This window comes from Paenarthrobacter sp. CCNWLY172, from assembly GCF_037402035.1.
Taxonomy (GTDB): domain Bacteria; phylum Actinomycetota; class Actinomycetes; order Actinomycetales; family Micrococcaceae; genus Arthrobacter.
In genome coordinates, this window is the sequence record NZ_JBBEGB010000008.1 from 154,638 (window position 1) to 177,833 (window position 23,196).

23 protein-coding genes and 1 pseudogene are annotated in these 23,196 nt (G+C 61.2%); 11 read left to right on the plus strand and 13 right to left on the minus strand.

The genetic code is table 11. The annotated features are described in order from the left end of the window. Window positions 1-14 precede the first annotated feature (14 nt). From WBN73_RS14275 to WBN73_RS14295, 5 genes are all read right to left on the minus strand, one after another. Window positions 15-140 carry a hypothetical protein gene (locus WBN73_RS14275; RefSeq protein ID WP_280627804.1) on the minus strand — a complete coding sequence of 42 codons (126 nt, stop codon included), beginning with the start codon at window positions 138-140 and terminating at the stop codon, window positions 15-17. Window positions 141-348: 208 nt separating this feature from the next. Next, window positions 349-1,731, minus strand: coding sequence for an MFS transporter (locus tag WBN73_RS14280; RefSeq protein ID WP_337340571.1), 1,383 nt, complete (start codon window positions 1,729-1,731; stop codon window positions 349-351). 53 nt (window positions 1,732-1,784) lie between these two features. Then, a complete protein-coding gene (locus tag WBN73_RS14285) occupies window positions 1,785-3,011 on the minus strand; it encodes an NAD(P)/FAD-dependent oxidoreductase (RefSeq protein ID WP_337340570.1) in 1,227 nt (408 codons plus the stop codon). A gap of 3 nt (window positions 3,012-3,014) precedes the next feature. Continuing rightward, window positions 3,015-3,338 carry a 2Fe-2S iron-sulfur cluster-binding protein gene (locus WBN73_RS14290; protein ID WP_337340569.1) on the minus strand — a complete coding sequence of 108 codons (324 nt, stop codon included), beginning with the start codon at window positions 3,336-3,338 and terminating at the stop codon, window positions 3,015-3,017. A gap of 34 nt (window positions 3,339-3,372) precedes the next feature. Then, window positions 3,373-4,689, minus strand: coding sequence for a cytochrome P450 (locus tag WBN73_RS14295; RefSeq protein WP_337340568.1), 1,317 nt, complete (start codon window positions 4,687-4,689; stop codon window positions 3,373-3,375). A gap of 113 nt (window positions 4,690-4,802) precedes the next feature. On the opposite strand from WBN73_RS14295, the gene WBN73_RS14300 reads away from it, so the two are divergent. From WBN73_RS14300 to WBN73_RS14310, 3 genes are all read left to right on the plus strand, one after another. Then, window positions 4,803-5,735: a LysR substrate-binding domain-containing protein gene (locus WBN73_RS14300; protein WP_337340567.1), complete on the plus strand. Its 933-nt coding sequence runs from the start codon at window positions 4,803-4,805 to the stop codon at window positions 5,733-5,735. A 430-nt stretch (window positions 5,736-6,165) separates the two neighbouring features. After that, on the plus strand, window positions 6,166-6,303 hold the full coding sequence (locus tag WBN73_RS14305) for a DUF5129 domain-containing protein (RefSeq protein WP_337340652.1): 138 nt from the start codon (window positions 6,166-6,168) through the stop codon (window positions 6,301-6,303). Further along, window positions 6,300-7,019 (plus strand): glycoside hydrolase family 3 C-terminal domain-containing protein, encoded by a 720-nt coding sequence (locus WBN73_RS14310; protein ID WP_337340566.1) that lies wholly within the window; start codon window positions 6,300-6,302, stop codon window positions 7,017-7,019. Before WBN73_RS14305 ends, WBN73_RS14310 begins: the two co-directional genes overlap by 4 nt. A gap of 162 nt (window positions 7,020-7,181) precedes the next feature. Here the strand turns inward: WBN73_RS14310 and WBN73_RS14315 are convergent, their stop codons facing one another. From WBN73_RS14315 to WBN73_RS14325, 3 genes are read right to left on the minus strand one after another with little or no spacing between them, the layout of a single operon-like run. Continuing rightward, a complete protein-coding gene (locus WBN73_RS14315) occupies window positions 7,182-7,754 on the minus strand; it encodes a flavin reductase family protein (protein ID WP_280627811.1) in 573 nt (190 codons plus the stop codon). 2 nt (window positions 7,755-7,756) lie between these two features. Further along, entirely contained in the window at window positions 7,757-8,803 is a 1,047-nt protein-coding gene (locus WBN73_RS14320) for a methionine synthase (RefSeq protein WP_280627812.1), read from the minus strand. A gap of 20 nt (window positions 8,804-8,823) precedes the next feature. After that, complete coding sequence (locus WBN73_RS14325) at window positions 8,824-9,816, minus strand: DUF1852 domain-containing protein (protein WP_207597282.1); 993 nt, start codon at window positions 9,814-9,816, stop codon at window positions 8,824-8,826. A gap of 120 nt (window positions 9,817-9,936) precedes the next feature. Between WBN73_RS14325 and WBN73_RS14330 the strand changes: the two genes are divergently transcribed. The 4 genes and pseudogenes from WBN73_RS14330 (at window position 9,937) to WBN73_RS14340 (ending at window position 13,455) form a co-directional block, all read left to right on the plus strand. Then, window positions 9,937-10,878 (plus strand): LysR family transcriptional regulator, encoded by a 942-nt coding sequence (locus WBN73_RS14330; RefSeq protein ID WP_337340565.1) that lies wholly within the window; start codon window positions 9,937-9,939, stop codon window positions 10,876-10,878. Next, window positions 10,879-11,043, plus strand: a pseudogene (locus WBN73_RS21460) (amino acid permease); the annotation flags it as partial. Window positions 11,044-11,393: 350 nt separating this feature from the next. Further along, window positions 11,394-12,362, plus strand: coding sequence for an alpha/beta hydrolase (locus WBN73_RS14335; protein ID WP_280627824.1), 969 nt, complete (start codon window positions 11,394-11,396; stop codon window positions 12,360-12,362). A gap of 94 nt (window positions 12,363-12,456) precedes the next feature. Beyond that, window positions 12,457-13,455 carry a hypothetical protein gene (locus tag WBN73_RS14340; protein ID WP_337340564.1) on the plus strand — a complete coding sequence of 333 codons (999 nt, stop codon included), beginning with the start codon at window positions 12,457-12,459 and terminating at the stop codon, window positions 13,453-13,455. An 852-nt stretch (window positions 13,456-14,307) separates the two neighbouring features. Here WBN73_RS14340 and WBN73_RS14345 read toward each other — a convergent pair. From WBN73_RS14345 to WBN73_RS14365, 5 genes are all read right to left on the minus strand, one after another. After that, window positions 14,308-15,312: a fatty acid desaturase family protein gene (locus WBN73_RS14345; RefSeq protein WP_337340563.1), complete on the minus strand. Its 1,005-nt coding sequence runs from the start codon at window positions 15,310-15,312 to the stop codon at window positions 14,308-14,310. Between the two features lie 252 nt (window positions 15,313-15,564). Continuing rightward, window positions 15,565-16,278 (minus strand): GAF and ANTAR domain-containing protein, encoded by a 714-nt coding sequence (locus tag WBN73_RS14350; protein ID WP_337340562.1) that lies wholly within the window; start codon window positions 16,276-16,278, stop codon window positions 15,565-15,567. Window positions 16,279-16,287: 9 nt separating this feature from the next. Continuing rightward, window positions 16,288-16,974: a GAF and ANTAR domain-containing protein gene (locus WBN73_RS14355; protein ID WP_280627827.1), complete on the minus strand. Its 687-nt coding sequence runs from the start codon at window positions 16,972-16,974 to the stop codon at window positions 16,288-16,290. 164 nt (window positions 16,975-17,138) lie between these two features. Continuing rightward, window positions 17,139-17,873 (minus strand): GAF and ANTAR domain-containing protein, encoded by a 735-nt coding sequence (locus WBN73_RS14360; protein WP_280627828.1) that lies wholly within the window; start codon window positions 17,871-17,873, stop codon window positions 17,139-17,141. Between the two features lie 72 nt (window positions 17,874-17,945). Beyond that, window positions 17,946-18,176, minus strand: a complete 231-nt coding sequence (locus WBN73_RS14365) for a zinc-ribbon domain-containing protein (RefSeq protein WP_280627829.1) — start codon at window positions 18,174-18,176, stop codon at window positions 17,946-17,948. 472 nt (window positions 18,177-18,648) lie between these two features. On the opposite strand from WBN73_RS14365, the gene WBN73_RS14370 reads away from it, so the two are divergent. The 4 genes from WBN73_RS14370 to WBN73_RS14385 all read left to right on the plus strand — a co-directional run bounded on the left by WBN73_RS14370 (window position 18,649) and on the right by WBN73_RS14385 (window position 23,192). Then, window positions 18,649-19,482, plus strand: coding sequence for an aldo/keto reductase (locus WBN73_RS14370; protein ID WP_242703590.1), 834 nt, complete (start codon window positions 18,649-18,651; stop codon window positions 19,480-19,482). A 286-nt stretch (window positions 19,483-19,768) separates the two neighbouring features. Continuing rightward, complete coding sequence (locus tag WBN73_RS14375) at window positions 19,769-20,080, plus strand: putative quinol monooxygenase (protein ID WP_207597302.1); 312 nt, start codon at window positions 19,769-19,771, stop codon at window positions 20,078-20,080. A 61-nt stretch (window positions 20,081-20,141) separates the two neighbouring features. Next, on the plus strand, window positions 20,142-20,777 hold the full coding sequence (locus WBN73_RS14380; protein ID WP_337340561.1) for a TMEM175 family protein: 636 nt from the start codon (window positions 20,142-20,144) through the stop codon (window positions 20,775-20,777). A gap of 192 nt (window positions 20,778-20,969) precedes the next feature. Next, window positions 20,970-23,192 (plus strand): catalase, encoded by a 2,223-nt coding sequence (locus tag WBN73_RS14385; protein ID WP_337340560.1) that lies wholly within the window; start codon window positions 20,970-20,972, stop codon window positions 23,190-23,192. Window positions 23,193-23,196: the final 4 nt, after the last annotated feature.

Here is a 23,196-nt window from a genome sequence, read left to right on the forward strand (position 1 = left end):
CGTACTTGCTCCGGCTATTCGAGGGCTGTCAGGGACGTGGAGTCCGCGACCCAAGGCTCGTGGACGCGACGCTTCAGGTCCAAGCGGCGGTTCAGGCCCAACTCCTGCCGGGCCAGCTCTCGCCCCTGGCCCTCGGGCAACGACTCCTGGTCCGCTTACGTGTCAGCGCGGGGCCATCAAATTCCTCGGCCTCCCTGCAGAGGTCGTCAAACACGGTCGGGAGAACGAGCTCACGAGTTGCATCATGGCAAACCCCGCGAATCGGGTCCAGGTACTGCAACCTTACAAAGCCCTGCGGGCTCCCGGCATAGTGTGGAGAGCCCGCAGGGTTTGGTGTGCTCTATGTCGCTAGATGGTCGCTTTGTCGTAGGCCCGTTCCCGGCGCTGGTCGAAGATGGTGGCTCCGACTTCTTGCTCGGCTTGGTTGTTGATCGAGAGGTCTATGCCTGGCCTGTCCCGCAGGATCAGTACCGCAATGACAGACAGTATGGTCATGCCGAGCAGATACAGCGAAACCGCCGCGCTGCTTCCGGTGGATTGTATGAGTGCTTGGGCAATGGTTGGTGCGAATGCCCCTCCGAGGATGGCCCCGATCGCGTACGAGATGGATACTCCGGAGAAGCGCACTGAGGCCGGGAATATTTCGCTGTACCAGGCTGCCTGTGGCCCGTAGCTGAGTCCCAGACCGATGGTGAACAGGCCTAGCGCGAGGTAGAGCATGGGCAGCGAACCGGTGTCGATGAGCCAGAACAGCGGGAAGACCATGAGTGCCTGGGATCCGAAGCCGATCAAGTAGGTGCGTTTGCGACCGATCTTGTCGGCGAGGTAGCCCGAGAGAAGTGTGAAGAGGAACCACATGGCAGCGGCGAAGGTGATCGCAAGGAGTACGTCGGTGCGGTCCAGGCCTACTTGACTGGTGGCGTAGCTGGGTATGAATCCTCCTGTAGCCATGTAGCCTGCTGCGTTGTTTCCTGCGAAGACAAGTGCGGCGAGCAGGACCAGTATCCAGTGTTTGCGGAACAGTTCGGCGGCCGGGACTTTGGTTTGCTGCTTTTTGGTGGCGATCTCCTGGAATACGGGGGATTCGTCGACGGCGCGCCGGACCATGTATCCGACGGCGATCAGAACGATACTGAGCAGGAATGGCACGCGCCAGCCCCATTCGATGAAGGCTGTTCCGGGGGAGACCCATCCGGTCATGACGGCGGTGACTCCGGAGGCCAGGAGCATGCCCAGCGGTACGCCTAGTTGGGGGAAAGCTCCGGCGCGGCCACGGCCATTGCGTGGGGCGTGCTCGACGGCCATGAGAACAGCGCCTCCCCATTCGCCGCCTGCCGAGATGCCTTGGAGAATTCTGAGGAGCAGCAACATGACGGGGGCCAGGATTCCTGCAGTTTCGTAGGTCGGGAGGATACCGATGAGTGTGGTGGCGGCTCCCATCAGGATGAGTGTGAGGACCAGCATGGGTCGACGGCCGATGCGGTCGCCAAAGTGCCCGGCTAGGAAGGCTCCGAGCGGGCGGAAGAGGAAACTTATCCCCACGGATGCGAATGCCAGCAAAAGCCCGATCGATTCCCCCGCAGGGGCGAAGAACACTTGGGCAAAGACGAGACCGGCGGCTGTGGCATAGATGAAGAAGTCGTACCACTCGATGGTGGTTCCGACGATGGTGGCGAAGGCGACGCGTCGTTGCGTCTTTTTCGCCGCGGCGTCGGTTGATGCACTGGGCATGGTTTCTCCTGCGTTGGGTGAGGGTGGTGTTGATGGGGAATGCTATGCGGGGTTTAGCAGAGCCTGTTTGTATGGGCTTTCAGGCTGAAACCTGGAACCTGGGCTTCTTCGGGTGATGGTCCCAGGCCTGCTGTTAGAAGTTTCCGGGCAGCCATGTGATCTGCTGCGGCATTCACGGATTCGACTGCTACGAGTTGGCCGTCCCGGTGGCAGAGGACCGAAAATTTTGCTGTAGCGGGGTCGCCGATGAGTGTGGTTGTGTCATCGGCGCTGGACATTCCGGCCATTTGCAGCCGCAGTGTGCCCTGTGTTGACCAGAACCAAGGTGTTTCTTCGTAGTGGTCCGATGCGCCAAGGACGACCTGTGCTGCGTGACGTCCGTGCGCCGCTGCGTTCTGGACCGACTCGAGCCGGGTTCTGGTCCGGGTATGGGGGTTCGGGTAGTTGGCGCAGTCGCCGATGGCCAATATCCAAGGGTCTGAAGTTTTCAGGGACTGGTCCACCACGATGCCGTTGTTTGTTTCCAGTCCGGCCCTGGCGGCAATCTCGTCGTTGGGGATGACGCCCACACCGACAACAACGAGGTCAGCCGGGTAACGCCGATTTGTGGTGGAGTGGGCGGCACAAACTCCGCCATCAGGGCCAGCCTCGAAACGACTGATGCCTTCACCCAGGCGAAGCTCGATACCGTTTCGTTGGTGCGCGTCGGTAAACCACTCGCTCATAGCAGGGGTCAGGGCCCGGGCCATGGGGCGGGAGGCAAATTCCAACACAGTCACGGAGCATCCGTGGGCTCTTGCGGCTGCGGCGAATTCCAGGCCAATAAATCCTGCTCCAATGACGACGATGTCCCGCGCTTGAGTGAGAGCGGCGTGCAGTTCTTCTGCGTCCCGCAGAGTCTTCAGGCTGTGAATGCCTGTCGCTTCCGCTCCGGGACAGGTCAGTTGACGGTTGCGGGAACCAGTGGCCAGGACAAGGTGGTCGTAGGGAAGCGCAGTCCCGTCCGAGATGGTGACGGTCTTGTTGTCCCGGTCGATGTCCGTTGCGGGGACACCGCTGCGCAGGTCGATGTCGTTGTCGGTGTAGAAGGAGGCCGGCCGCAGTGGCAGGGGCACGGGGCTCCCGCCCGGAGCCAGGTAGTCCTTGGACAGTGGCGGGCGCTGATAAGGCAGGCACCCTTCCTCGGCGAGGATGGTAATGCTGTCGGTATATCCGCCGGAACGGAGGGAGTCGGCCGTTTGGATGCCGGCTTGGCCGCCTCCGATGATGATTACTCCCATGGTTTAGACCTGGTCCGTGGGAATGTCGACGATGATTGCGTCAAGGTGTGCGCCGACACTCACCTGGCATCCGAGGCGGGACTGGCTTGTCCGTTCTGCCGTGGTGCAGTCGAGCATTTCGTCTTCGTCGTTGCTGAGACCGGGCAGGGCGTCCTCGAATTCGGGGCGAACATACACGTGGCAGGTGGCGCACATGGCTTGGCCGCCGCATTCGCCGACGATGCCTTCTACGCCATTGGTGACCGCAGCTCGCATGAGAGACGTCTCTTCTTCCACGGAGACGATGTCGGATTTTCCGGTGGGCTGTACGAAAGTGATGGTTGGCATGATTCTTCCTTGGAGTGCTGGGTAGGGCTGGGTTTCAGTTCCACAGGACTGGCATTTTGGTCAGTCCCCGGAATACCCAGCCGGCGTCGATAGAGGGGTTATCAGGGTCCAGCCGCAGACTAGGCAGCTTGTCGAAGAGCGCGGGCATCGCTACTTGAGCCACTTGGGCACGGGCGACCCAGGTCCCGGCGCAGAAGTGTGCGCCTCCACCGAAGCCAAGGTGCGGCTTCTTTGGCCGGTGGATGTTGAACGTGTCCGGGTCGGTGAACACGGCAGGATCGCGGTTTGCGGCGCCGAGCACGACGCCCAGCCGTGCGCCGGTGGGGAGGCGCACACCTTCGAGGACTGTTTCGCGGGTCGTCTGCCGCGGGTACATCCCGATGGGCGCGACCCAGCGGACAGACTCTTCGAAAGCGACCGAAAACAATTTTGGGTTAGCCAGGACGTCGGCCAGTTGGTCCGGGTTGCTCAGCAGGGCCCAGACCGTTGTGGCCAGCACGTCGCGGGGCTCGTTGAGGCCCCCGCCGATGGTCATCTTGAGGTTGGCCCGGATCGACTCCAGCGGAATAGGCATGGACGCCAGCCCTGAGAGCAGCGATGGATCGGGGTTCTTGCGCAGGTACGGGATCATGTCATCAATGGCCGCGTCTACCTCTTTGGACGATGCTTCGCTCTTGGTCCAGACGGAGGCGTCGTCGGCATAGTTGCCGGTGCCATCGATCATCGTCTGGCTCCAGCGCTGGAAGTCCTCCTGGGTGGAGTTGTGGAAGCCACAGATCAGCCTGAGGTTTTCTGCCGCGTAGGGAGCGGCGTAGTCCCAGACGAAATCAGCGCCCGGACCCTTGGCGGCGAGCTCGTCCAGGTACTTGGTGTTGTTCTTTTCGAAGATCGACGCCCAATGATTCTTGATCGTTCCGGGGCGCAGCGTGCTGCCGTATGAGTCCCGGTCCACTTTGTGCTCCGGGTCGTCTTTGCGCAGCATTGAGTGGCCCATGGCCCGCTTCATGAGTGAACCGGATTCGTTGGCGGAGTAAGTGTCCGCGTCCTGTTCTATGGTGTGGCAGGCAGCGTAGCTTGTGACCATGTAGCGGTTCACTGCCGGCACCCAGTGCACTGGTGCCTCTTCACGCATGCGCCGGTAAATAGGGAACGGGTTGCTGTACAGATCGGGAATGGATACCCAGTCTGCTAGAGGGGCCTCAATGAGTGCCTCGGCAGTTGGGGAATCTGAGGCGCCAACGTGGTCTGCTGGAACTGAGGCAAGCAGGGCATTCCGCTCCGCTGTATCTTCGGGGAGCGCCCCAGTGAACGGGCAGCCTGGGGCTTTTGGGGTTCCTTGGGTGATCATCATTGGTCTCCTGAAGTCGTGGGCAACTTTGCCTGAACTCAGTGTGGAACAGAACACATCCCCGGTAAAGTACAAGTATCTGCGATATATCCACGGTTTTAGCGAGGAGGCAAAAGGTGGCTCGATACACACTTCGGCAGCTCGAAATATTTGTCAGCGTGGCGGAACACGGCACCATGACCGCAGCTGCGGACACCCTGCTCATTTCGCAATCGGCAGTCGCAGGAGCAATCAACGCACTTGAGCACGCCTTCGGAACGCAGCTGACCATAAGGCGCAAGGCTCACGGCGTGGCACTGACCGCGGCCGGACGTTACGTCCTGGACCGCGCCAAAGGGCTGCTCCATGCGGCCACCGATTTGGAGCTTCACGCCGCCGACGCCGGAGCTGAGTTACGCGGGTCCCTGACGTTGGGCTGCTACGGGACACTGGCGCCTACCGTACTGGCAGCGCTCATCGACAACTACAGTAAGCGGCACCCCTACGTCGACCTCGACTTTTTCGTCGGCCCGCAATCAGACGTGCAGGAAGGGCTCAAGTCCGGAACGTTGGACTTGGCCATCGCCTACGACCTGTCACTGCCCAATGGGCTGCGGGGCCAACGGCTCTTCGACACTTCGCCGGCCATCGTTTTGGCCGCTGACCATCCACTCGCCATTTACCCGACGCTGCGCTTGGAGGATGTCGCTGACGAGCCGATGATTCTCTTGGACGTCTACCCCAGCCGCGAAAACACGATGATGATGTTCTCCAGCGCGGGTCTGGACCCAAACATCCGGTTCAGGACCTTGGATTACGAAGTGACCAGATCGCTGGTAGGACGCGGAATGGGTTACGCCATCCTCGTGCAGCAACCAGCCTCCAACCAATCCTATGAAGGGCGACCACTCGCAGTTCGACCTATAAACCCCGCGGTGCGCAGCGTTCCCGTTTCCCTCATCTGGCCAGCTGCCATAAAACAGTCTCAGAGCGTCGAAGCCATGATCACACTCGCGAGGCAGCTGTACACCCCACCGATCAACGCTGGTTCGAAACACGGAGACATCTGAACGGAAGGTCTGGCAATACTATCCGTCGGACAGTTCCGGAAGCTTCGCCAGTACGTACAGCCTGACCGGCCCGTACAGCATCGGCACCGCGCACCCATCGAGAGCAAGGCGATATCTGTTGATGTGCCCTTGGGACCCTGCCACTAGGGCATACCACCGACACCAGAGGCAAGGTTTTCGTTCCATCTCGCCGCCGACTTCCGGAAGTTTGTCGGCGAGCAGCGCCGCGCTGGAAGTAAGTGGGCGGTCCGGATGCAGGAGCAAACCAACTTGCTGTTGCGGGGGACGTCAGCGAAGAGAATGCCGTTCAGCGGGTAGAGGCTGCCGCGGGAAGCCCCATCGGCGCGCTGGCTGCCTCAGACGGTCAAAAGTGGGCGGACGGCCTCTTTATCTTCGCCCTTAGCCCCGGGGGAGACACGTGGGCACGTATATGGGTGAGGACCGGAAGGTATCTCTTGAGCAGCGGGATGATGTTCAGGAGGCGGCCAAAGAACGTCTTCGCGACGCCCAATGGACAGATGGAACCATCGCAGGGGTCCGGCGCGCGGCGCATGGTCAAGGCCATTGAAGCCGGCTGCGACCAGTTCGGTGGAGAGCCTGCCCCGAAATCCTGGTGGTTTAGTCAAGTCGGGCCGCATCCGGGTTCAGCGCACCGACGAATCCGTGCGACGGTTGCTGAAGGCCGTCGTGGGCAACGCCGAATTCCGTGAGGAGGGCCTCAAAGTACAGAGCCGCTCCGTGGTGGCTCTTAAAACTGCAGCGGGTGTCTTTCCTCTGAGGTCCTCGACGCGGGTCTACGTGGAAGGGATGTCCCCTGATGCCCTCGCTGATTGTGCTGTCATCGCAACTGCTCCGGACGATGCCGACGTCGCGATTGTCCGTCTCGATGCCCCTTACGAGCCACGAAATGATCTGTTCCTTGAGGCGATGTTCCATGCCGGGAGCCTGGATTTCGATGCCGCCACCGTTGCGCATACTGAAGAACTCGCCTCGAAAGCACCCGTGGTCCTTGTGATGAGCCTCGACCGTCCGGCGATACTCACGCCGCTGGAACCGCAATGTACGGCTCTCTTGGCCACGTTCGGAGTCTCCGACGAAGCCCTCGTGCGGGTGCTGGCTGGCAAGGTAAATCCCGAAGGCCGGCTTCCCTTTGAATTGCCCCGATCAACTCAAGCCGTCCTGGAGGCCCACAGCGATGAACCAGACGGCACACGGGATCCTCTGTACACGTACGGGCATGGACTGGGTGGAGTGGCTGTTCCCGCATGTGAGACGGACGGTTGATCTCCAGCAACCGAAGGCGAACCGAAGCGTCGCATGCGTGCAGACCAGGGTGCCCTTCAGGAAGTCGCTGGACGCGCCGATGTTAAGGAGGACGACGGCGGGAGTGATGCTCCCGCCGTCGCGCGCCGTTCTGCTTGCTGCCTCGCACTGTTGGCGCGGCATTCAGCCTTCGTGCTTGGAATGCTCGCCCAAACGGTGCCATGAGCGGTTGTGGTAGACCAGAGCGTCGCCGGCCTCGCCCGCTTGGACGTCACGCATCACGCGGGACTCCAGGGCGTGAACGGCGATGATGGTGGAAGTCCCCACCTCCATGCGATTGATGACGGCGCAGCGCACCCACGCCCGGACATCGTCATAAACCGCTTCGCCGGTGGCAAGGGTCGACCAGCGGTGCGTCTGGTCAAAGCGGTCTGCGCCGGGGGTCGCTCCAAACTTCGCCAAGTCGATGTCGTGCGCGTCCAGCAGATGCACGACGACGGTTTCAGCGCGTGAAAGCACCTCAGAGGCAGAGGACAGTGCCGAGACCGAGAAAATCAGCAACGGAGGTTCCGCACTCACTGACACGACCGACGATACCGTCAGTGCCACCGGTCCTTCGCCGGCATCCGCCGTGATGACGGCGACACCTCCCGGGTGGCCACGGAACAGTGCTTTGAATTCGTCGGCCGAGAGGGAGGACGGGAAGCTTTGCTTCGGAGCCTCGACCCAAGTGTCTGGGGGGTAGGCGTGAAACATGGTTATGACACCCGGGGGACGGAGCGGGCGAGTTCCTCGCGAATGATGTTCGTTCCTGCGCTGAGAGCACTCAGCTTGGCCAGTGCGACGTCGCGGGGGAACGGTGCCATGCCGCAGTTGGAGCTGGGGATGAGCTTGTCCGCATCGACGAACTGCAGGGCCTTGCGGAGGGTGTCGGCAACCTCCTCCGGGGTCTCGATGGTCTCGCTTGCGACGTCGATTGCCCCGAGCATGACTTTCTTGCCGCGGAGGAGCTCGATGAGGTCCATGGGCACGTGGGAGTTCTGGGATTCCAGCGAGATGATGTCGATGCTGGAGTTCTGAAGCAGCGGGAACGTTTCCTCGTACTGCCGCCACTGTGAGCCGAGCGTCGCCTTCCAGTCGGTATTGGCCTTGATGCCGTAGCCGTAGCAGATATGCACGGCCGTCTCCGCACGCAGTCCCTCTGCCGCTCTCTCCAGCGCAGCCACGCCCCAGTCCTTGACCTCATCGAGGAAGACATTGAACGCGGGCTCATCGAACTGGATGATGTCCACCCCGGCCGCCTCCAGCTCTTTCGCCTCCTGGTTCAGGATCGCGGCGAACTCCCACGCCAGCTTCTCGCGGCTCTTGTAGTGATCATCGAAGAGCGTGTCCACCATCGTCATTGGACCGGGAAGAGTCCATTTGATCGGCCGGTCGGTGGTTGCGCGGAGGAACTTGGCGTCATCGACGAATACCGGCCGCTCGCGGCGCACTGCTCCGACGACGGTCGGCACGCTTGCGTCGTAGCGGTCGCGGATGCGCACGGTCTTGCGCTGTTCAAAGTCGACCCCGCTGAGATGCTCGATGAAGGTGGTGACGAAGTGCTGGCGGGTTTGCTCGCCGTCGCTGACGATGTCGATGCCGCGTCGGGTCTGTTCGTGGATGGCGATGCGCAGAGCATCCTGCTTGCCCTCGAGCAGCTCATCTCCCTCCAGTTTCCACGGGGACCAAAGAGTTTCCGGCTGCGCGAGCCACGATGGTTTCGGCAGGCTTCCGACAACGGTGGTGGGCAAAAGTGTGTTCATGATTGACGATTCTCCGTGGGTCAGTTGACGAGGGCGGGGTATTTGGCGGTCCACCGGTCCAATAGATCCTTGTGGGGAGTGATGAAGTGCTCCTCCGTGTACTTAGCCTGCTTGATCGCGAGCTGACTGCGCTCGACGCGGTCGTAGGCGATCTGGGTCCGTGAGTAGTCCTGCTCTCCCAGGCTCGGCTGGTAGACGACGGCGGCGGCGGAGTTCGCGTTGTAGACCTCCGGGCGGTAGATCTTCTGGAATGTTTCCATGGTGCTGATCGTGCCGATGAGCTGCAGGTTCGAGTAGTCGTTGAGCAGGTCGCCGCGGAAATAGAAGGCGAGCGGGGCAACGCTGCCGCGTGGCATGAAGTAGCGGACCTGCAGCCCCATCTTTGCGAAGTACGCGTCCGTCAGCGAGAATTCGTCCTGCTGGTACTCGACGCCCAGGACCGGGTGATGGTTCTCCGTTCGCCGGTACGTCTTGCTCGTGGAGACGCTGATGCACACCACTGGCGGTTGCGGGAAGCGTTCCTTGCATGCGGGGGAGTCGAGGAATTGCTGGAACAGTTTGCCGTGCAGATCGCCGAAGTCCTCGGGAACGGTGGGCTTGCCTGACTCTGCTGCTGCCGCTGGCAGTACGACGCTGAAGTCGAAGTCACGGACGTAGGAGGAGAAGTTGTTCCCGACGATGCCTTGGTGACGGACCCCATTCAGCTGGTCGACGATCTGGATGTCGAGAACCTCGAACAGCGGGAACTGCTGATCCGTACCTTCCGCGGTGAACTCAATCTGCACGGAAACGATCTCAAGCGCGAGGGTGTAGCGGTCCCGGTCCGGGTTGTCCCAGCTTGCGAGATCGTTGAAGCGGCGCCGAATCATGGTCAAGGCGTTGCGGAGGTTCTCCTGGCGGTGCTCGCCCCGTGCCAGGTTGGCGAAATTCGTGGTGATCCGCGAGCCTTCCGACGGTGAGTAATCCTCGTCGAAGGGGGTCGTGGTGATGCTGAAGGTGAAGTCGTCTGCCATGTGCTGCCAATCCGTTGATGGGCCGGAGACGGCCTTTCAGAAGGTGATGTATCCATGGTGCAACCTACCGAGGGGTATCGGGTAACTAGGCGTTACTATGCATTCATATAGAATCTTCCTATGGCCCAGATTTCGAGCGGATTGACGCTGCAGCAGCTCCGCTACTTCATCGAAGTTGCAGCTGAGGGGTCGATCTCCGCGGCAGCCGATCTTCTTTACGTAGCCCAGCCGACAATGTCCGCCGCGATGAAGGACCTTGAGGCGCGGGTGGGCCGTGCGCTCCTGGTTCGCTCCGCCCGCGGTGTCACTCTCACCGCCGACGGAGTCGAGTTCCTCGGCTACGCGCGGCAGGTAGTGGAGCAGTTTGCTCTCCTCGAGCAGCGCTACCTTGGCAGGCCACCACGGCGACGTCTGCTCGGGGTGTCAACGCAGCACTACTCGTTCGCGGTGGACGCCTTCGTCCGGATGGTCAAGGCCAGTGACGTGGCCGAATACGAGTTCTCACTGCGTGAGTCACGCACCTGGGACATCATCGAGGATGTCCGGACGCTCCGCAGCGAAATAGGCATTCTCTACCGGAACGATTTCAACCGGAAGATCATCGACAAGCTACTCCGGGAGTCCGGGCTCGCGTTCACTCCGCTTTTCCTCGCCGATCCGCACATTTTTATTTCAAGGAAAAACCCGCTCGCCTCAAAGAAGGGTGCGACTCTCGCCGATCTCGCCGGCTTGCCGCGGCTCACCTTCGATCAAGGTGCGAACAACTCCTTCTACTTCGCCGAGGAGATTCTCTCCACCTTGTCCAGCAAACAGGAGATCCGGGTCTCTGACCGTGCGACGATCTTCAACCTCATGATCGGGCTCCACGGCTACACGATCTCGACCGGCATCATCAGCGGGCAGCTCGACCCGGAAATCGTCGCCATCCCGCTCGACGTTGATGAACGCATCGAGATCGGCTGGATAGGCCACGCAGCGATTCCACTCACCGACCAAGCGCAGCGCTATCTGAAGGAATTGCGGGCCGTCGTGGCGGAGTTCGGCGTGGCGCTGATCGACTGACTGCAGCTGGGTGGGCGGGTCTTTGCCGCCGCAGGGTTGATCCCCCTCGGCGAACTGGCCGACGCAACCAGTATCGGCACCTTGTTTGCGTTCTCTCTCGTCAGCATCTCGGTCATCGCCTTGCGGCGTAACCAGCCTGACATTCCACGTACTTTCCGGGTTCCCGCGGGAAGCCACCTTGCTTCCACCGCGAAGTCTTCCGGGTCAGCCCGAACCAGGTCCTGGAAGTACTGAAGGAGCACCACGTTGAACTGGTCGAATTAACCGGGCTGCCTACGGCCGAAGAGTTCCGTCTCAGCACCCCGCGGGCAGGGGCTTGCCCGTCCAGCGCGCAATAACCTCGTCCCAGGTGGTGCCGGCAGCGGCAGTAGTCCGGAGCCACCAATGGTTTCCATTGACCGCCACATGGCGCCCGTAGTCAGCCTTTTGAGTGCCTTTGGCGGGTAACGTATGGCGCCAGCAAGCCTAGGCTTGCTTCAGGTCACGACGAGGTGGCCGTCAGGATGGAGGTTGAGATGTCACCGAAGTATAAAGTGCCACCTTTCGATGCTGAGCTGGGTGCCACGCTGGGAGCGTTGGGCGACTTGATAGGCCCAACGTTGACGCCCGACATGATCAAAGGCATGCGCGAAACCCTGGTTGCACCGCCTATCGAGGATCTTCTCGCTGGACGCCCCGTGACACATTTTGAGCGGACGATCCCCGGTCCGGTGGGCGCTCCGGACCTTACTGTCTCCATCTTCCGCCGGGTCGATCACGCGCCCGGCGGACCAGGCATCTATAACATTCATGGCGGGGGAATGGTTATGGGCGACCGTTTTCTTGGAGCGGATTCCCTCGTTGACTGGGTTGAGTCCCTTGATGCAGTGGCCGTTTCAGTGGAGTATCGACTTGCCCCCGAACATCCCGATCCGGCGCCGGTGGAGGATTGTTATGCAGGCTTGGAGTGGATGGCCGCCAATGCCGAAGAACTGGGTGTCGATCCCCACCGGATCGTCGTTGCAGGCGCCAGTGCTGGCGGCGGACTCGCTGCAGGGGTGGCGTTGCTCTCACGCGACCGTGGTGGCCCTTTCCTGGCCGGCCAGTTGTTGATCTACCCCATGCTGGATGATCGCAATGAGACCGTTTCCAGCCACCAGTTTGATGGCATAGGTGTATGGGACCGTACCAGCAACGACACTGGCTGGAATGCGCTCTTGGGGGAACGGCGTGGAACCAACCAAGTTTCCATCTACGCCGCCCCTGCGCGCGCTGCGGACCTCTCAAACTTACCTCCAGCGTTCATCGATGTCGCTTCAGCCGAGGTTTTCCGGGATGAGGACATTGCCTATGCTTCAACCATCTGGATGTCCGGTGGGGAGGCCGAATTGCACGTGTGGCCGGGTGGCTTCCACGGTTTCGACATCTTCTTTCCCCAAGCGGCGCTCTCGATATTGGCCCGCGAAGCCAGAACCCGGTGGCTACGACGAGCGTTGGGCGCCTGACCGGCTCAGCCGGCTGGGAGATCTTCGTTGCCGGATTGGCCGGAGTGGCACACCATAGAGTTCGTAGAGACCGACGACGGAGTGGGTGGTATCAGTGCAGGGACTCGTGTGGCGGCTCAAAGCGCTCGATCCGGTAGCCTCGGAAAGCCTCAAAGTCATCGCCTACTTCGATACCCTGATCAACAGCCGGGCCAACGCAGACATGCTCATCCGTGGGGCAGCAGCCCTGTGCGGCTGCCCCGTGGGTTATTCGCTGGAAGGCCGGAGCATCTGTGTAGATGCATCGGGCCAGAAAATCACCAGCGAGCAAGGGCAGTGGCCCTCCCAGCCATTCGGCATTGACGGGAAAGCATGGATCCAACGCGCCAGGCCCGGGTTCGTCAACGACGAGCTGATTCTGGAACGCCTCGCACTCGCCTTGGGCGTCTTTTGGGACCGGACCAGTCCGGTGGCCATCACGCGACGGGCGATGGAGGCGGTCATCGACGGTGATATGCCGGAGGAAAAGCGTTCTGAGGGGGCAAGGCTCCTGCACCTCGAGCGGGACAGGATGTATCGGGTTCACGCAACGCCGGTAACGACATCCATGCCTGGTCCCACTGCATTGGTCCAGACGCCCTTCGGACCCATTAAGGCAGGGATCCGCCCATCCACAGAAGCGCTTGAGGAGGTTGGCCCCACAGGAGTAGGCCTCGCGCGGGCCCCCCGCGAACTCTATTACTCCTGGGAAACGGCCCTGCTGGCCCTCCGACTCACCACTCCACGCCACAGTGTGCAAACGGCTGACGGGCTCGGAAGTCTCATCGTCCTGGCCGGGCGGGCAGACGACTCCGGGCAGGAGCCGACCGATGTCACCAATTTGAGGCAATTGGTGGAGGGTCAGCCGAAAGCGTTGCCCATGCTCGAAGCCATAGCGGAGTCCAGCAGCCTGCGATCTGTTGCCGGACAGCTCCATCTGCACCATTCAAGTGTTCAGAGCCGTGCTGCAGAACTCTCAATCGCCTTGGCTTTCGATATCCGGACGCCAGTTGGGCGGGTTCGCCTAACGCTGGCTCTGGCTCTTTTCCGGCTTGCAACAAATCGTTTCGACTGACGTGCTGCCCATGATGAATCAGATCCCCTCAGGTGCGAAGGGACCTTCAAGTTGCAGTCCCTATCCGCGGTGGCCCGGCGGACGCGCCGGTTTGTCACGGCAAAGGTGGTGGGATATGGGCGCTGGGAGTCGTACCTGCTTGCTCAGGCAGGCAATTCCAGCCGGAAGCCGCAGCTCACGCAGCGCAAAATCTGGGTTCTAAGCCGGACGTCAAGCAGTTGAGACAAGTCATCTCCAGGAATGCTGCTGGCGGTAAGGGTCCGTCGCACTTCGAGGGGTACTCTGGCCATGGGCTCGCTGCAATGAAGGTAGCTGTCGCCGAAGAGGATGAGCCCTTCGAGATTCGTTCCGGTGTTCAGCCGTGCAGCAACTTCGCTGAATCGCGTGAAGTGCGAGAGTATCGAACCGCATCCGGTACAGCTGTAAGAGACCTCTACGACGAGGCCGACTGTGTGGGCCCGTGCTGTTTCAATCGCGTGTAGCACCAGGTAGCCGTCGGTCCGGCACGTCGGGCACCACATTCTCGACCCTTGGGGCAGGGATGTCCCACCCGATGGAATGGAGTTCTCTGCCATGACGGCTACCGGTCCTCCTCATCCGTGAAAGAGGGGCTGCTTTCCCGGTAGGAATGGACGCGGCAGACTATCGGGCGATTAGTCGGCTTCCCTGCTGTGGCTAGGGCCGTTGGGGGCCGGTTGATGAGCGACAAGATGTTGCCTCCTCGTTGCGCTGGTAAGGCGCTGCCGGGGCCTGGGGCAACAACACCAGCGTAGGCACCAAGGAGGCCGCGAGTCCATAGTAAAGAACCCTGTGAGGGCGAATCCTCTCAAAACAAAGGCCCTGAGCGCTCCGTTAGCTCCGGTGCTCCCCTGCGAGGGGGCAGGTGAACGGGTCAGCCGCGGCGAGACCTACGGTATTGAGGTAGCGGATCACGATTCCGTAGGAGTGCATCAGCCTGGTTTCGGTGTATGGAATGCCCGTGAGAACGCAGTGTTCTTTGACAAGTTGGCTTGCTTCTCGCAGATGCTGGCGGGGCATGTCGGGAAACAGATGGTGTTCAATCTGGTAGTTGAGCCCACCCATGAAGAACGTCACGAACCTGCTGCCGGTGATATTGCGGGACGTGAGCACTTGCCGGGTCAGGAAGTCGGCGCGACTGTTTTCGGGAAGTATCGGCATCCCTTTGTGGTTTGGCGCAAAGGTTCCTCCCATGTAAAGCCCGAAAACGGCGACCTGAACCCCGATAAACGCCGCAGCGATCCCAGGGGACAGCGTGAGGAACAACAATCCGATGTAGGTGCCAAAACGCAGGCCCAGCAGGCCAAGCTCAAGCCAACGGAACTTCACGGGGCCGCGGCGCAGCAAGTACCTGAGCGAGTCGATATGCAGCGTCCAACCAAGGAACAGTAGCAGTGGGAAGAGGAGGTAGCCCTGTCGTTTGCCGAACGCCCGGGAAAATCGTCCACGGTTGTTGGCCACTTCGTTGTGAAAGACGATGGCACCGGGAGCGATGTCCGGATCCCGGTTAACCACGTTCGGCCGGGCGTGATGCCTGGAGTGCTTGTCGGTCCAGTAGGCATAGCCCATGCCCACCATGAGGGTGGCGATCAGGCGTGCTGTCCACTCGTTTGCCGCCCGGGTGGCAAAGACCTGAAGGTGCCCTGCTTCGTGCCCGACCAAAGCGAACTGCGTGAAGACAACGCCGAGTGCCGCCGCTACTGCAAGCTGGAGCCACGAGTCGCCCAGAAGGAAGAACGCCGCCCAGACGCCGGCACCCGCGATGATCAAGAGCATCAGCAGCAGGATGTAATAGCGGCGGCACCGCTCGAGCAGCCCCGCTTCCTTAACTGAGGTCAAAAGGCTCGCATAGCTGCTGGTGACTTTGTTGATGCGAATTGCGGACGTCGTCTGCCTGGCTGCTGGTTTGACTGTGGGTACGACCGGTGGGGGGCTCTTTGATGAGCGACAAGATATTGCCTCCTCGTGTGTGCTCTGAATGCACTGCCGAGGTCTGGGGCAACAACACCAGCGTAGACACGAAGGACACTGTGAGTCCATAGGGAACGGACCCGGGCGGGCAATCCTTTACAGCCGGTCACATGGAAAGTGCTAAATCTTCAGAGTGCGCTTGACGATGCTTTCGGCGACATCGTGAAGGTTTTGCCGCGAGGATCGGGCGTGTGCGCGCAGCACGTTGAAGGCACTGTCCATGTCGAGGTTTTTGGTCTGGGCAATGACGCCTTTGGCTTGCTCGATGAGCACCCGGGTGGTCAACGCGCGTTGGAGTTGGTCGTTGAGGACGCCAGCTTCGCGGATGGTGCGCTCCTGCAGAAGGCTGATGGTGGCAACGTCGGCCATGGCCTGGGCAATGGAGGCGTCTTCGGGGGACAGGGCGCCGGTTTCGGCTCCGAACAGGCCCATGGCGCCGATGACCCTGGTGTGGACGCGCATGGGTACGGCGTGCACTGACCTGAAGCCCATGTCCAAGGCGATTTGCTGGAAGGCCGGCCAGCGGTCACCAAGGGCGCCGATGTCATCGACGGTGATGACTGTTCCTGTGTGGTAACACTCCACGCACGGCCCCGCTCCGGCTTCGAGTTGGAGCAGTTCCACCAGTTGGCTTTGCTCGCTGGTTGAAGCCAGCAATTGCAAGTCGCCGTCGGCGTCGGAGAGCAACAGCCCGGCTTGGGCGGCGTCGAGTAAATCGACGGCGTCCTCCACGAGCGTGTGGAGCAAGTCCAGGACGTCGTAGTCGGCAACGAGGGTGTCGGTAAGCTTCACGAACGTATCGCTGAGACGTTCGGCTCTGCTTTTGTTTACCATGTCTGCATTTTACTGTGATCCGGTTTCTGCGGCGCCCGCGGCCGGCGTGAAATCCAGCTTTCGGCTGACAACGTCCAGCGCGGTGTCCTGCAATGATCGTCCGCTGGCGAATGCATGACCGCGCAACAGCAGCAATGCTTCATCGGCGGTGCTGTCGGTCTGGACCAGAACCATGCCGGTTGCCTGGTGGATTTCACGCCGGGCCAGTGGAATGGCCGCCGATCCGGCCTCATTGCCGGGCAATAATCCGCGCAGCAATGTCCAGGCGGTCCGGCTGGCGATTTGTGCGGCCCGGCTGACCTGGGCGGGGCTGAGTTCCCGCGGTGAGGTGCAGTACAGTTCTGCTACCCCGATGACCAGGCCGCCGGCGAGCAACGGAAAAACAAAGAACGCTGCCGCCTCCGTTCTGGTGGCCGCCTCGGAAAAGGCCGGCCACGACCGGACCCCTTCGGCGGTCAGGTCGGGGATCACCACCGGCAGGTGGGTGCGGAAAACATCCCACCGTGGCCCGTCCCCGAGGTCGTACTGGAGCTCATCGAGCCGGCCGGCCGTAGCGTCGGACGCGCACATCAACGTTTCGGCGGCTGAACCACCGAAGACAGATACAGCTGCGCCATCAATAGGCAGTTCCTGGAGGAACGCGGCACACAGATCGCCGTGGGGTGCGTTCCACGGCGCGGCTGTCAGGTCAGGCACGCTTGATCAGAGCTCCCGCGATGGCTCGGCTGCACCAATGACCACCATTCCTGTTTTTCCTGGACAGTCGGACTCTGACTGCTTCCTCAACCATAAACCCGACGGCGGTTGAGGCCCTCGACGGCGGTGGTCGCCACGGTCTGCTCATCACCTTTCGAGAGGCGTTATTTCTCGAAAAAGGTTGAAGTGTAGGTCGCGTTGACCCGCTGGACGATGTTTTCGGCGACTACGTGGAGTTTTTGGTTGCGGTCGCTGGAGGCTTTCTTAAGGATTTCCATTGCCCGTACCTGGCTGCATCGGTTCTGGGCCATGATCATTCCGCACGCGAGGTCGATCACGGTCCGGCTTTCCAATGCAGATCTAAGATCGTCGGCCAGCTGTTCTGCGGTCGTGATCCTGACAGCCAGACGAAGGGCCCTACCGGCCATATCGCCAAAAACCCGGGCATCTTCAACGGTATTCGGAGTAAACTGATCTGCCGGTGCTGCGAAGAAGTCGAGGACAGCGTCGGCGTCGGCCCCCAGCTCAAGGGGGATACCCATGGCACTGCGGTACCCCTCGTCGGTGAGGGTCCTGCAGTAGTTGGGCCAACGTTGGTCGGCCGCAGCATCCGAGACAATCATGGGCTTTCCCAACTCCAGTGCTTCCACGCAAGGTCCTTCGCCGAGGCGTTGTTCGATTTGATCCAGCCAGAGGGCGATGTCGCTGCTGCCGGCGATCGTGGTGCGGCGTTTGCGACGGTGCAGCGCTACCGCGCATTCGATCTGCGTTCCCTCGGTGTGGGTTAGCTTTTCCGACGCGAGCCCAGCCATGCCCTGAAGGAAGCCCTTGAGGTCGTCGGTCGACGTTATCAGCCGGTTCAGGTGATCGAAGCCTTCCTCCAGCTCGTTGTCCGTCATGCGTCCAATCTAGGGTTTGGCGTCCTGATTCACAATGAATGGTGGGTGGCGTCCGGTCAGGACGCCGATTGCTTAGCTGGCTAGTGCGTTCTTCTGCCGCGTGGTGATGCTCGATGGTCCGCCGCAGTGTGTGCATCTGATGGTGTAGGACTTGGACGTCGTGAAGACGGGGACGAAGAACAGGGTGAACTTCGTGGCGCGTTGCTGCAGGTGGTGATGAGCGAACTGGCCGCAAAACCGGCAGGTAGCCATTCGTCCGGGCAATTCCCGGATGGCGGTTTTAAGACCGAAGATGAGAAACATCGGAGATGCCTTTCAGGGAGTTCGTGGGGTTTTCTGGTGGGGACATTCACTTCCGTCGGTACTGCGCGCAGGCAAGCGACCCCAGAGAAGATAAGCAAGCTTTCCTACCCAGTCTACGCATAAAGTCTACAGTGTAGAAATATCTATCCCTGCCGTTCTGGCAAGTGGACTCGTGAAGGCCGGTTACCGAAACCACCACCGCGGTCAAAGTTCCGCACGTTCGGAGACCGGCCGCCGTCGAACCGTGGGCCCAGGTGCAGCCTGCCGAAGGGGCCGGATGGCCAGGCCGGGGATCACCATTCCGACATGGTTGGCCCAGGCGGGGATTCCGGGGGAGCCCCCGGTACCTTTCGTCTCCCCCGGCAGTCGCGTAGATTGAACAAACACGGCGCTTGTCGCCATGGTCCGGACGGGAATCATTGGACGCCATGCGGCCGACAATGGGAGCGGGCTCTTTCTGACGGGAGTTACGTTGCGCGAGATATCTCTTCCCTCCGGTGAGGCTGTCCCGGTGCTCGGGATCGGAACGTGGGGTATGGGCGAGAACCCCAGCACCGCCCCGCGAGAGACCGCTGCGATCCATGCGGCCCTGGATTTGGGAATGTCCGTAGTGGATACAGCTGAGATGTATGGCAACGGCGCGGCCGAGGAACTCGTCGGAAGGGCGCTGGCAGCCCGGCGGAAAGAAGCGTTCCTGATCACCAAAGTCCTGCCGCACCACGCGACATTACGCGGAACCATCGATGCTTGCGAAGGTAGCTTGCGCCGTCTTGGAACGGACATCATCGACCTTTATTTACTCCATTGGCGCGGCGTTGTGCCCTTGGCCGAAACGCTCGAAGCATTTGAACGCCTGCAGGAGGCCGGGAAGATCCGGCACTGGGGCGTCAGCAACCTCGATGTGGCGGACATGGAAGAACTTATGCGCCTGCCGGGCGGGCGGAAAGTCGCGACCAACCAAGTGCTCTACAACCTGACCCGCCGTGGTATCGAGTTCGATCTTTTGCCCCGCTGCGGCGACGGGGGTATACCGGTGATGGCGTACTCGCCGCTGGAGCAGGGGAGGATGCTGAATGATCCTGTGCTGGTGCGCATCGCAACCGAACACGGTGTAAGTCCCGCGCAGATCGCCCTCGCCTGGGTGCTCAGGCATCCGCTCGTCCTCGCCATTCCCAAAGCTTCCAGCCCGCACCATGTCCAGGAATGCCAGCGGGCCCTCGACGTTCAGCTTGCGCCCCACGACCTGGCGGACCTGGATCGCGCCCATCCTCCTCCCACCCACAAACGCGTGCTTGAGATGATCTAGGCGGTGTCAGGGCTTTTCGGGCAGCGCCCTCGGCGAGGGCGCGATGATGGCCCGCGGAGTCCCGGCGGGGAACTGTACTGAAGTTGGCAGACGGAAACATCCCTTGTGGTGGCCGGCGATCACTGCGAGACTGGCAGTGCATCGCGCCGCTCCCTCGTTACGTGGAGGAGGTGCCACGAGGCCAGTTCGGTCCGCACCATACTCGCCGCAGCACCGTTCCAAGGAGGCTCGCCATGAAAACTGTCGTGCAGTACGGAATCAGTCAGGGCGGGCCGGGTGATGGAGCATGATTGAGGTTGCATTGTTGGTGATCCTTAAGGCCAAACCCGGCAAGGAGAAGGACGTCGCAGATTTCCTCCGCTCCGCGCGTTCCGTCGTTGAACAGGAGCAAGGCACGCGTGCTTGGTTCGCCCTCCAGTTAGACGAATCGACTTTCGGAGTATTTGACGTTTTCCCCGATGACGACGCCCGCCAGACCCACCTCTCCGGGGGAGTCGGGCAGGCACTTGCCGCTCAGGGAGCAGAGTTGTTCAGTGTGGAACCGAACATACAGAACATCGATGTGCTCGCATACAAACTCCCCGGCGAAGGCGGATAGGGGACCGGCAAGCCGTCGCCGCTCCACGGTGCCACGTCATGCGCAGGCTTAGGAGCAGAGGGTGACACGTTCGGACACGCGCCGTGCCGAGGCGTTCAGCGACGCCGTCATCGCGATCGTCATCACGTTCCTTGTACTTGAGCTCACGCCGCCGGAGACTGAGCCAGGCGGGCTGATGGCCGGGTTGTTGGGTCAGTGGCCGACATACTTGGCTTATGCGGCCTCCTACACCTACCTGGCCGTGATCTGGCTCAACCATAAATCAGCCTTCTCCCGTATTCGGCAGATGGATATCGGCCTGCAGTGGGCCAACCTAGGCATCCTCGCCACGCTCGCTCTTTTGCCTTGGCCCACAGCGGTGATCATCGATACAGCCAAGTCAGGCAATCTGGCCGATGAGCGGGTCGCGGTCGCGCTGTACGCGATCGTCGGGGCACTGCTGTGCCTGTCATGGCTGGTCTTCTTTTCGCACCTGGCACGGCACCCTGAGCTCACCGAGGAGGAGGTGGAGGATACCTATTTCGCGCGCGAGCGGCCACGTGCCCTTGCCGGGGTGGTGCTTTACCTCGCGGCGGGAACGGCAGGTGTCCTCGTCCATCCGCTGGTCGCATCGGTGATCTTTGTGATCCTGCCTGTTTTCTACGGTCTCACCAGTCACGGGTTCGATCACAGGCCGGCCTTCCTGCGGGGCCCGTAGGCCAGTGCTCGTTGCCCCTGCCTACCTCGCCGGTGCAGTTCCCACGCTCCACCCTCATGTCGAGCGGTCCTGCGTTAAGTGGTCCTACTGACGTTGCAAGCAGGATCCCTGGCCCATAAGGTACTAAGGAAGCTTACCTTTTTGGTTGAGTGCAGTAGTCGATTTGCCGATCAACATCGAGGAGAACGCGCAGTGCCAGTTGAGGACAACATCAAGATTCCAGGGACTCCGTCGATTGAGAGCCCCGCGGTTGAAGAGCCAACAGATGCACGGGAGCCGTTGCCGCCGAAGCCTGATCAGCGGGGTCCGGAGGCCGTGTCACCTACGGGGAGTCCCACCGGAGCACCCGTGAACTCGCGTTCGCAGTCCGGCCAGTACCTGACAACGGCCCAAGGTCTAAGGCTTGGAGATACAGACCATTCACTCAAGGCGGGTCCGCGGGGCCCGATTTTGCTGCAGGACCATCACTTGCGTGAGAAGATCACGCACTTTGACCACGAGAGAATTCCCGAGCGTGTTGTCCACGCCAGAGGAGCCGGGGCACATGGAATCTTCCGCTCTTATGGCACGGCTTCAAAAGTCACAAAGGCAGGGTTCCTTGCGCCGGATGTGGAAACCCCGGTGTTCGTGAGGTTTTCCACTGTCCTGGGATCAAGGGGGTCCGCCGATACCGTCCGTGACACCCGTGGCTTCTCCACGAAGTTCTACACGGATGAGGGCACCTACGACCTGGTGGGAAACAACATTCCTGTCTTCTTCATCCAGGACGGCATCAAGTTCCCGGACATCATCCACGCGGGGAAACCGCACCCTGACAGGGAGATCCCGCAGGCCCAGAGTGCGCACGATACATTTTGGGATTTCGTTTCGTTGCACACCGAAGCCCAAGCCCACACGATGTGGAATATGTCTGACCGCGGAATTCCCCGTTCCTACCGGACCATGGAAGGGTTCGGCGTCCACACATTCAGGTTGGTGGATGCGGCCGGCAAGACCACTCTGGTGAAATTCCACTGGAAGCCGAAGCTGGGCGTCCACTCATTGGTGTGGGAAGAGGCCCAGATTATTAACGGCATGGATCCCGATTTCCACCGCCGTGATCTGGCGGATGCGATCGAATCAGGTGCCTACCCGGAATGGGAGCTCGGCATCCAGACTTTTCCGGACACTGAAGATCAAATGTTTGAAGGTATCGACCTTCTGGATCCCACCAAGTTTATCCCTGAGGAATTGGCGCCGGTTCAGCCGATCGGGCTGATGACGCTGAACGCCAACCCGACCAACTACTTTGCCGAGACCGAGCAGGTAGCCTTCCACCCCGGACACCTCGTCCCAGGTATTGATGTAACCAACGATCCTCTGTTGCAGGTCCGGCTCTTCTCCTACCTGGACACGCAGATTTCGCGGCTCGGCGGCCCGAACTTCGCGCAAATTCCCATCAATCGTCCCCACGCCCCGGTCAATGACATGCTGCGTGACGGTATGCACCAGACTGCCGTGCATGGGGGAGTAGCCCCTTACCATCCAAATTCCCTTGATGGTGGTTGCCCCTTCATGGCAGGGCAGGACGTGGGAGCATTTGTGGACGTCCCTGAGGAAGTCGCCACAGGAATGAAGGAACGGCGCAATCCCGCGTCGTTCGATGATCACTTCAGCCAAGCCCGGCTGTTCTTCCACAGTTTGACTCCGGTGGAGCAGGACCACGTGATCCAGGCCTACACCTTCGAGCTTGGCAAGTGCTACGAAGTGGCAATCCGGGAACGGCAACTTATGGCGTTGGCCAATATCGATGCCGGCCTTTGCGCTGCTGTCGCCAAGGGCCTCGGGATGCCCGCTCCCACGGCCACCGTTGACACGCCGGACGTGAAACCGAGCCCTGCTGTGTCCCAGATTGGTGGAAAGTGGCCTGTTGCCGGTCGCGTCGTGGGCATCATCGCGGACAGTGAAAGTGACCTGTCGTTGGTGACAGCGGCACGCGAGGCGCTGGATGCGGCAGACATGGTTCCGCTGGTTATTGCACCGTCCGGAGGTGTGATCGAGTCGGATCAGGGTCCGGACGTGACTGTTCAAAGGAGCTACCTCACTGCACGCTCCACCGAATTCGACGCAGTCATTGTGGCAGGCGGAGGCACTCCGGCAGCCGACGCCATGCCGGGCCGCGACGCCAAGGCCGGTGAACCCGGGGTGACCCTTGATCCGCGGGTGGTCCTGATGGTGTCCGAAGCGTTCCGTCATGGCAAAGCCATTGGTGCCTGGGGTCCAGGTGCCGCAGTTCTTGACGCGGCCGGCGTCCCTCAGGCTGCCCCCGGGATCGTCAGTGGTGAAGGTCCGGACACGGTAATTCCGGTGGTCCGGGAATTGCTCTCCGCACACCGGGCGTGGGAGCGGTTCCCGGTGGCGGGGTCGGCTTCTTAGCCCC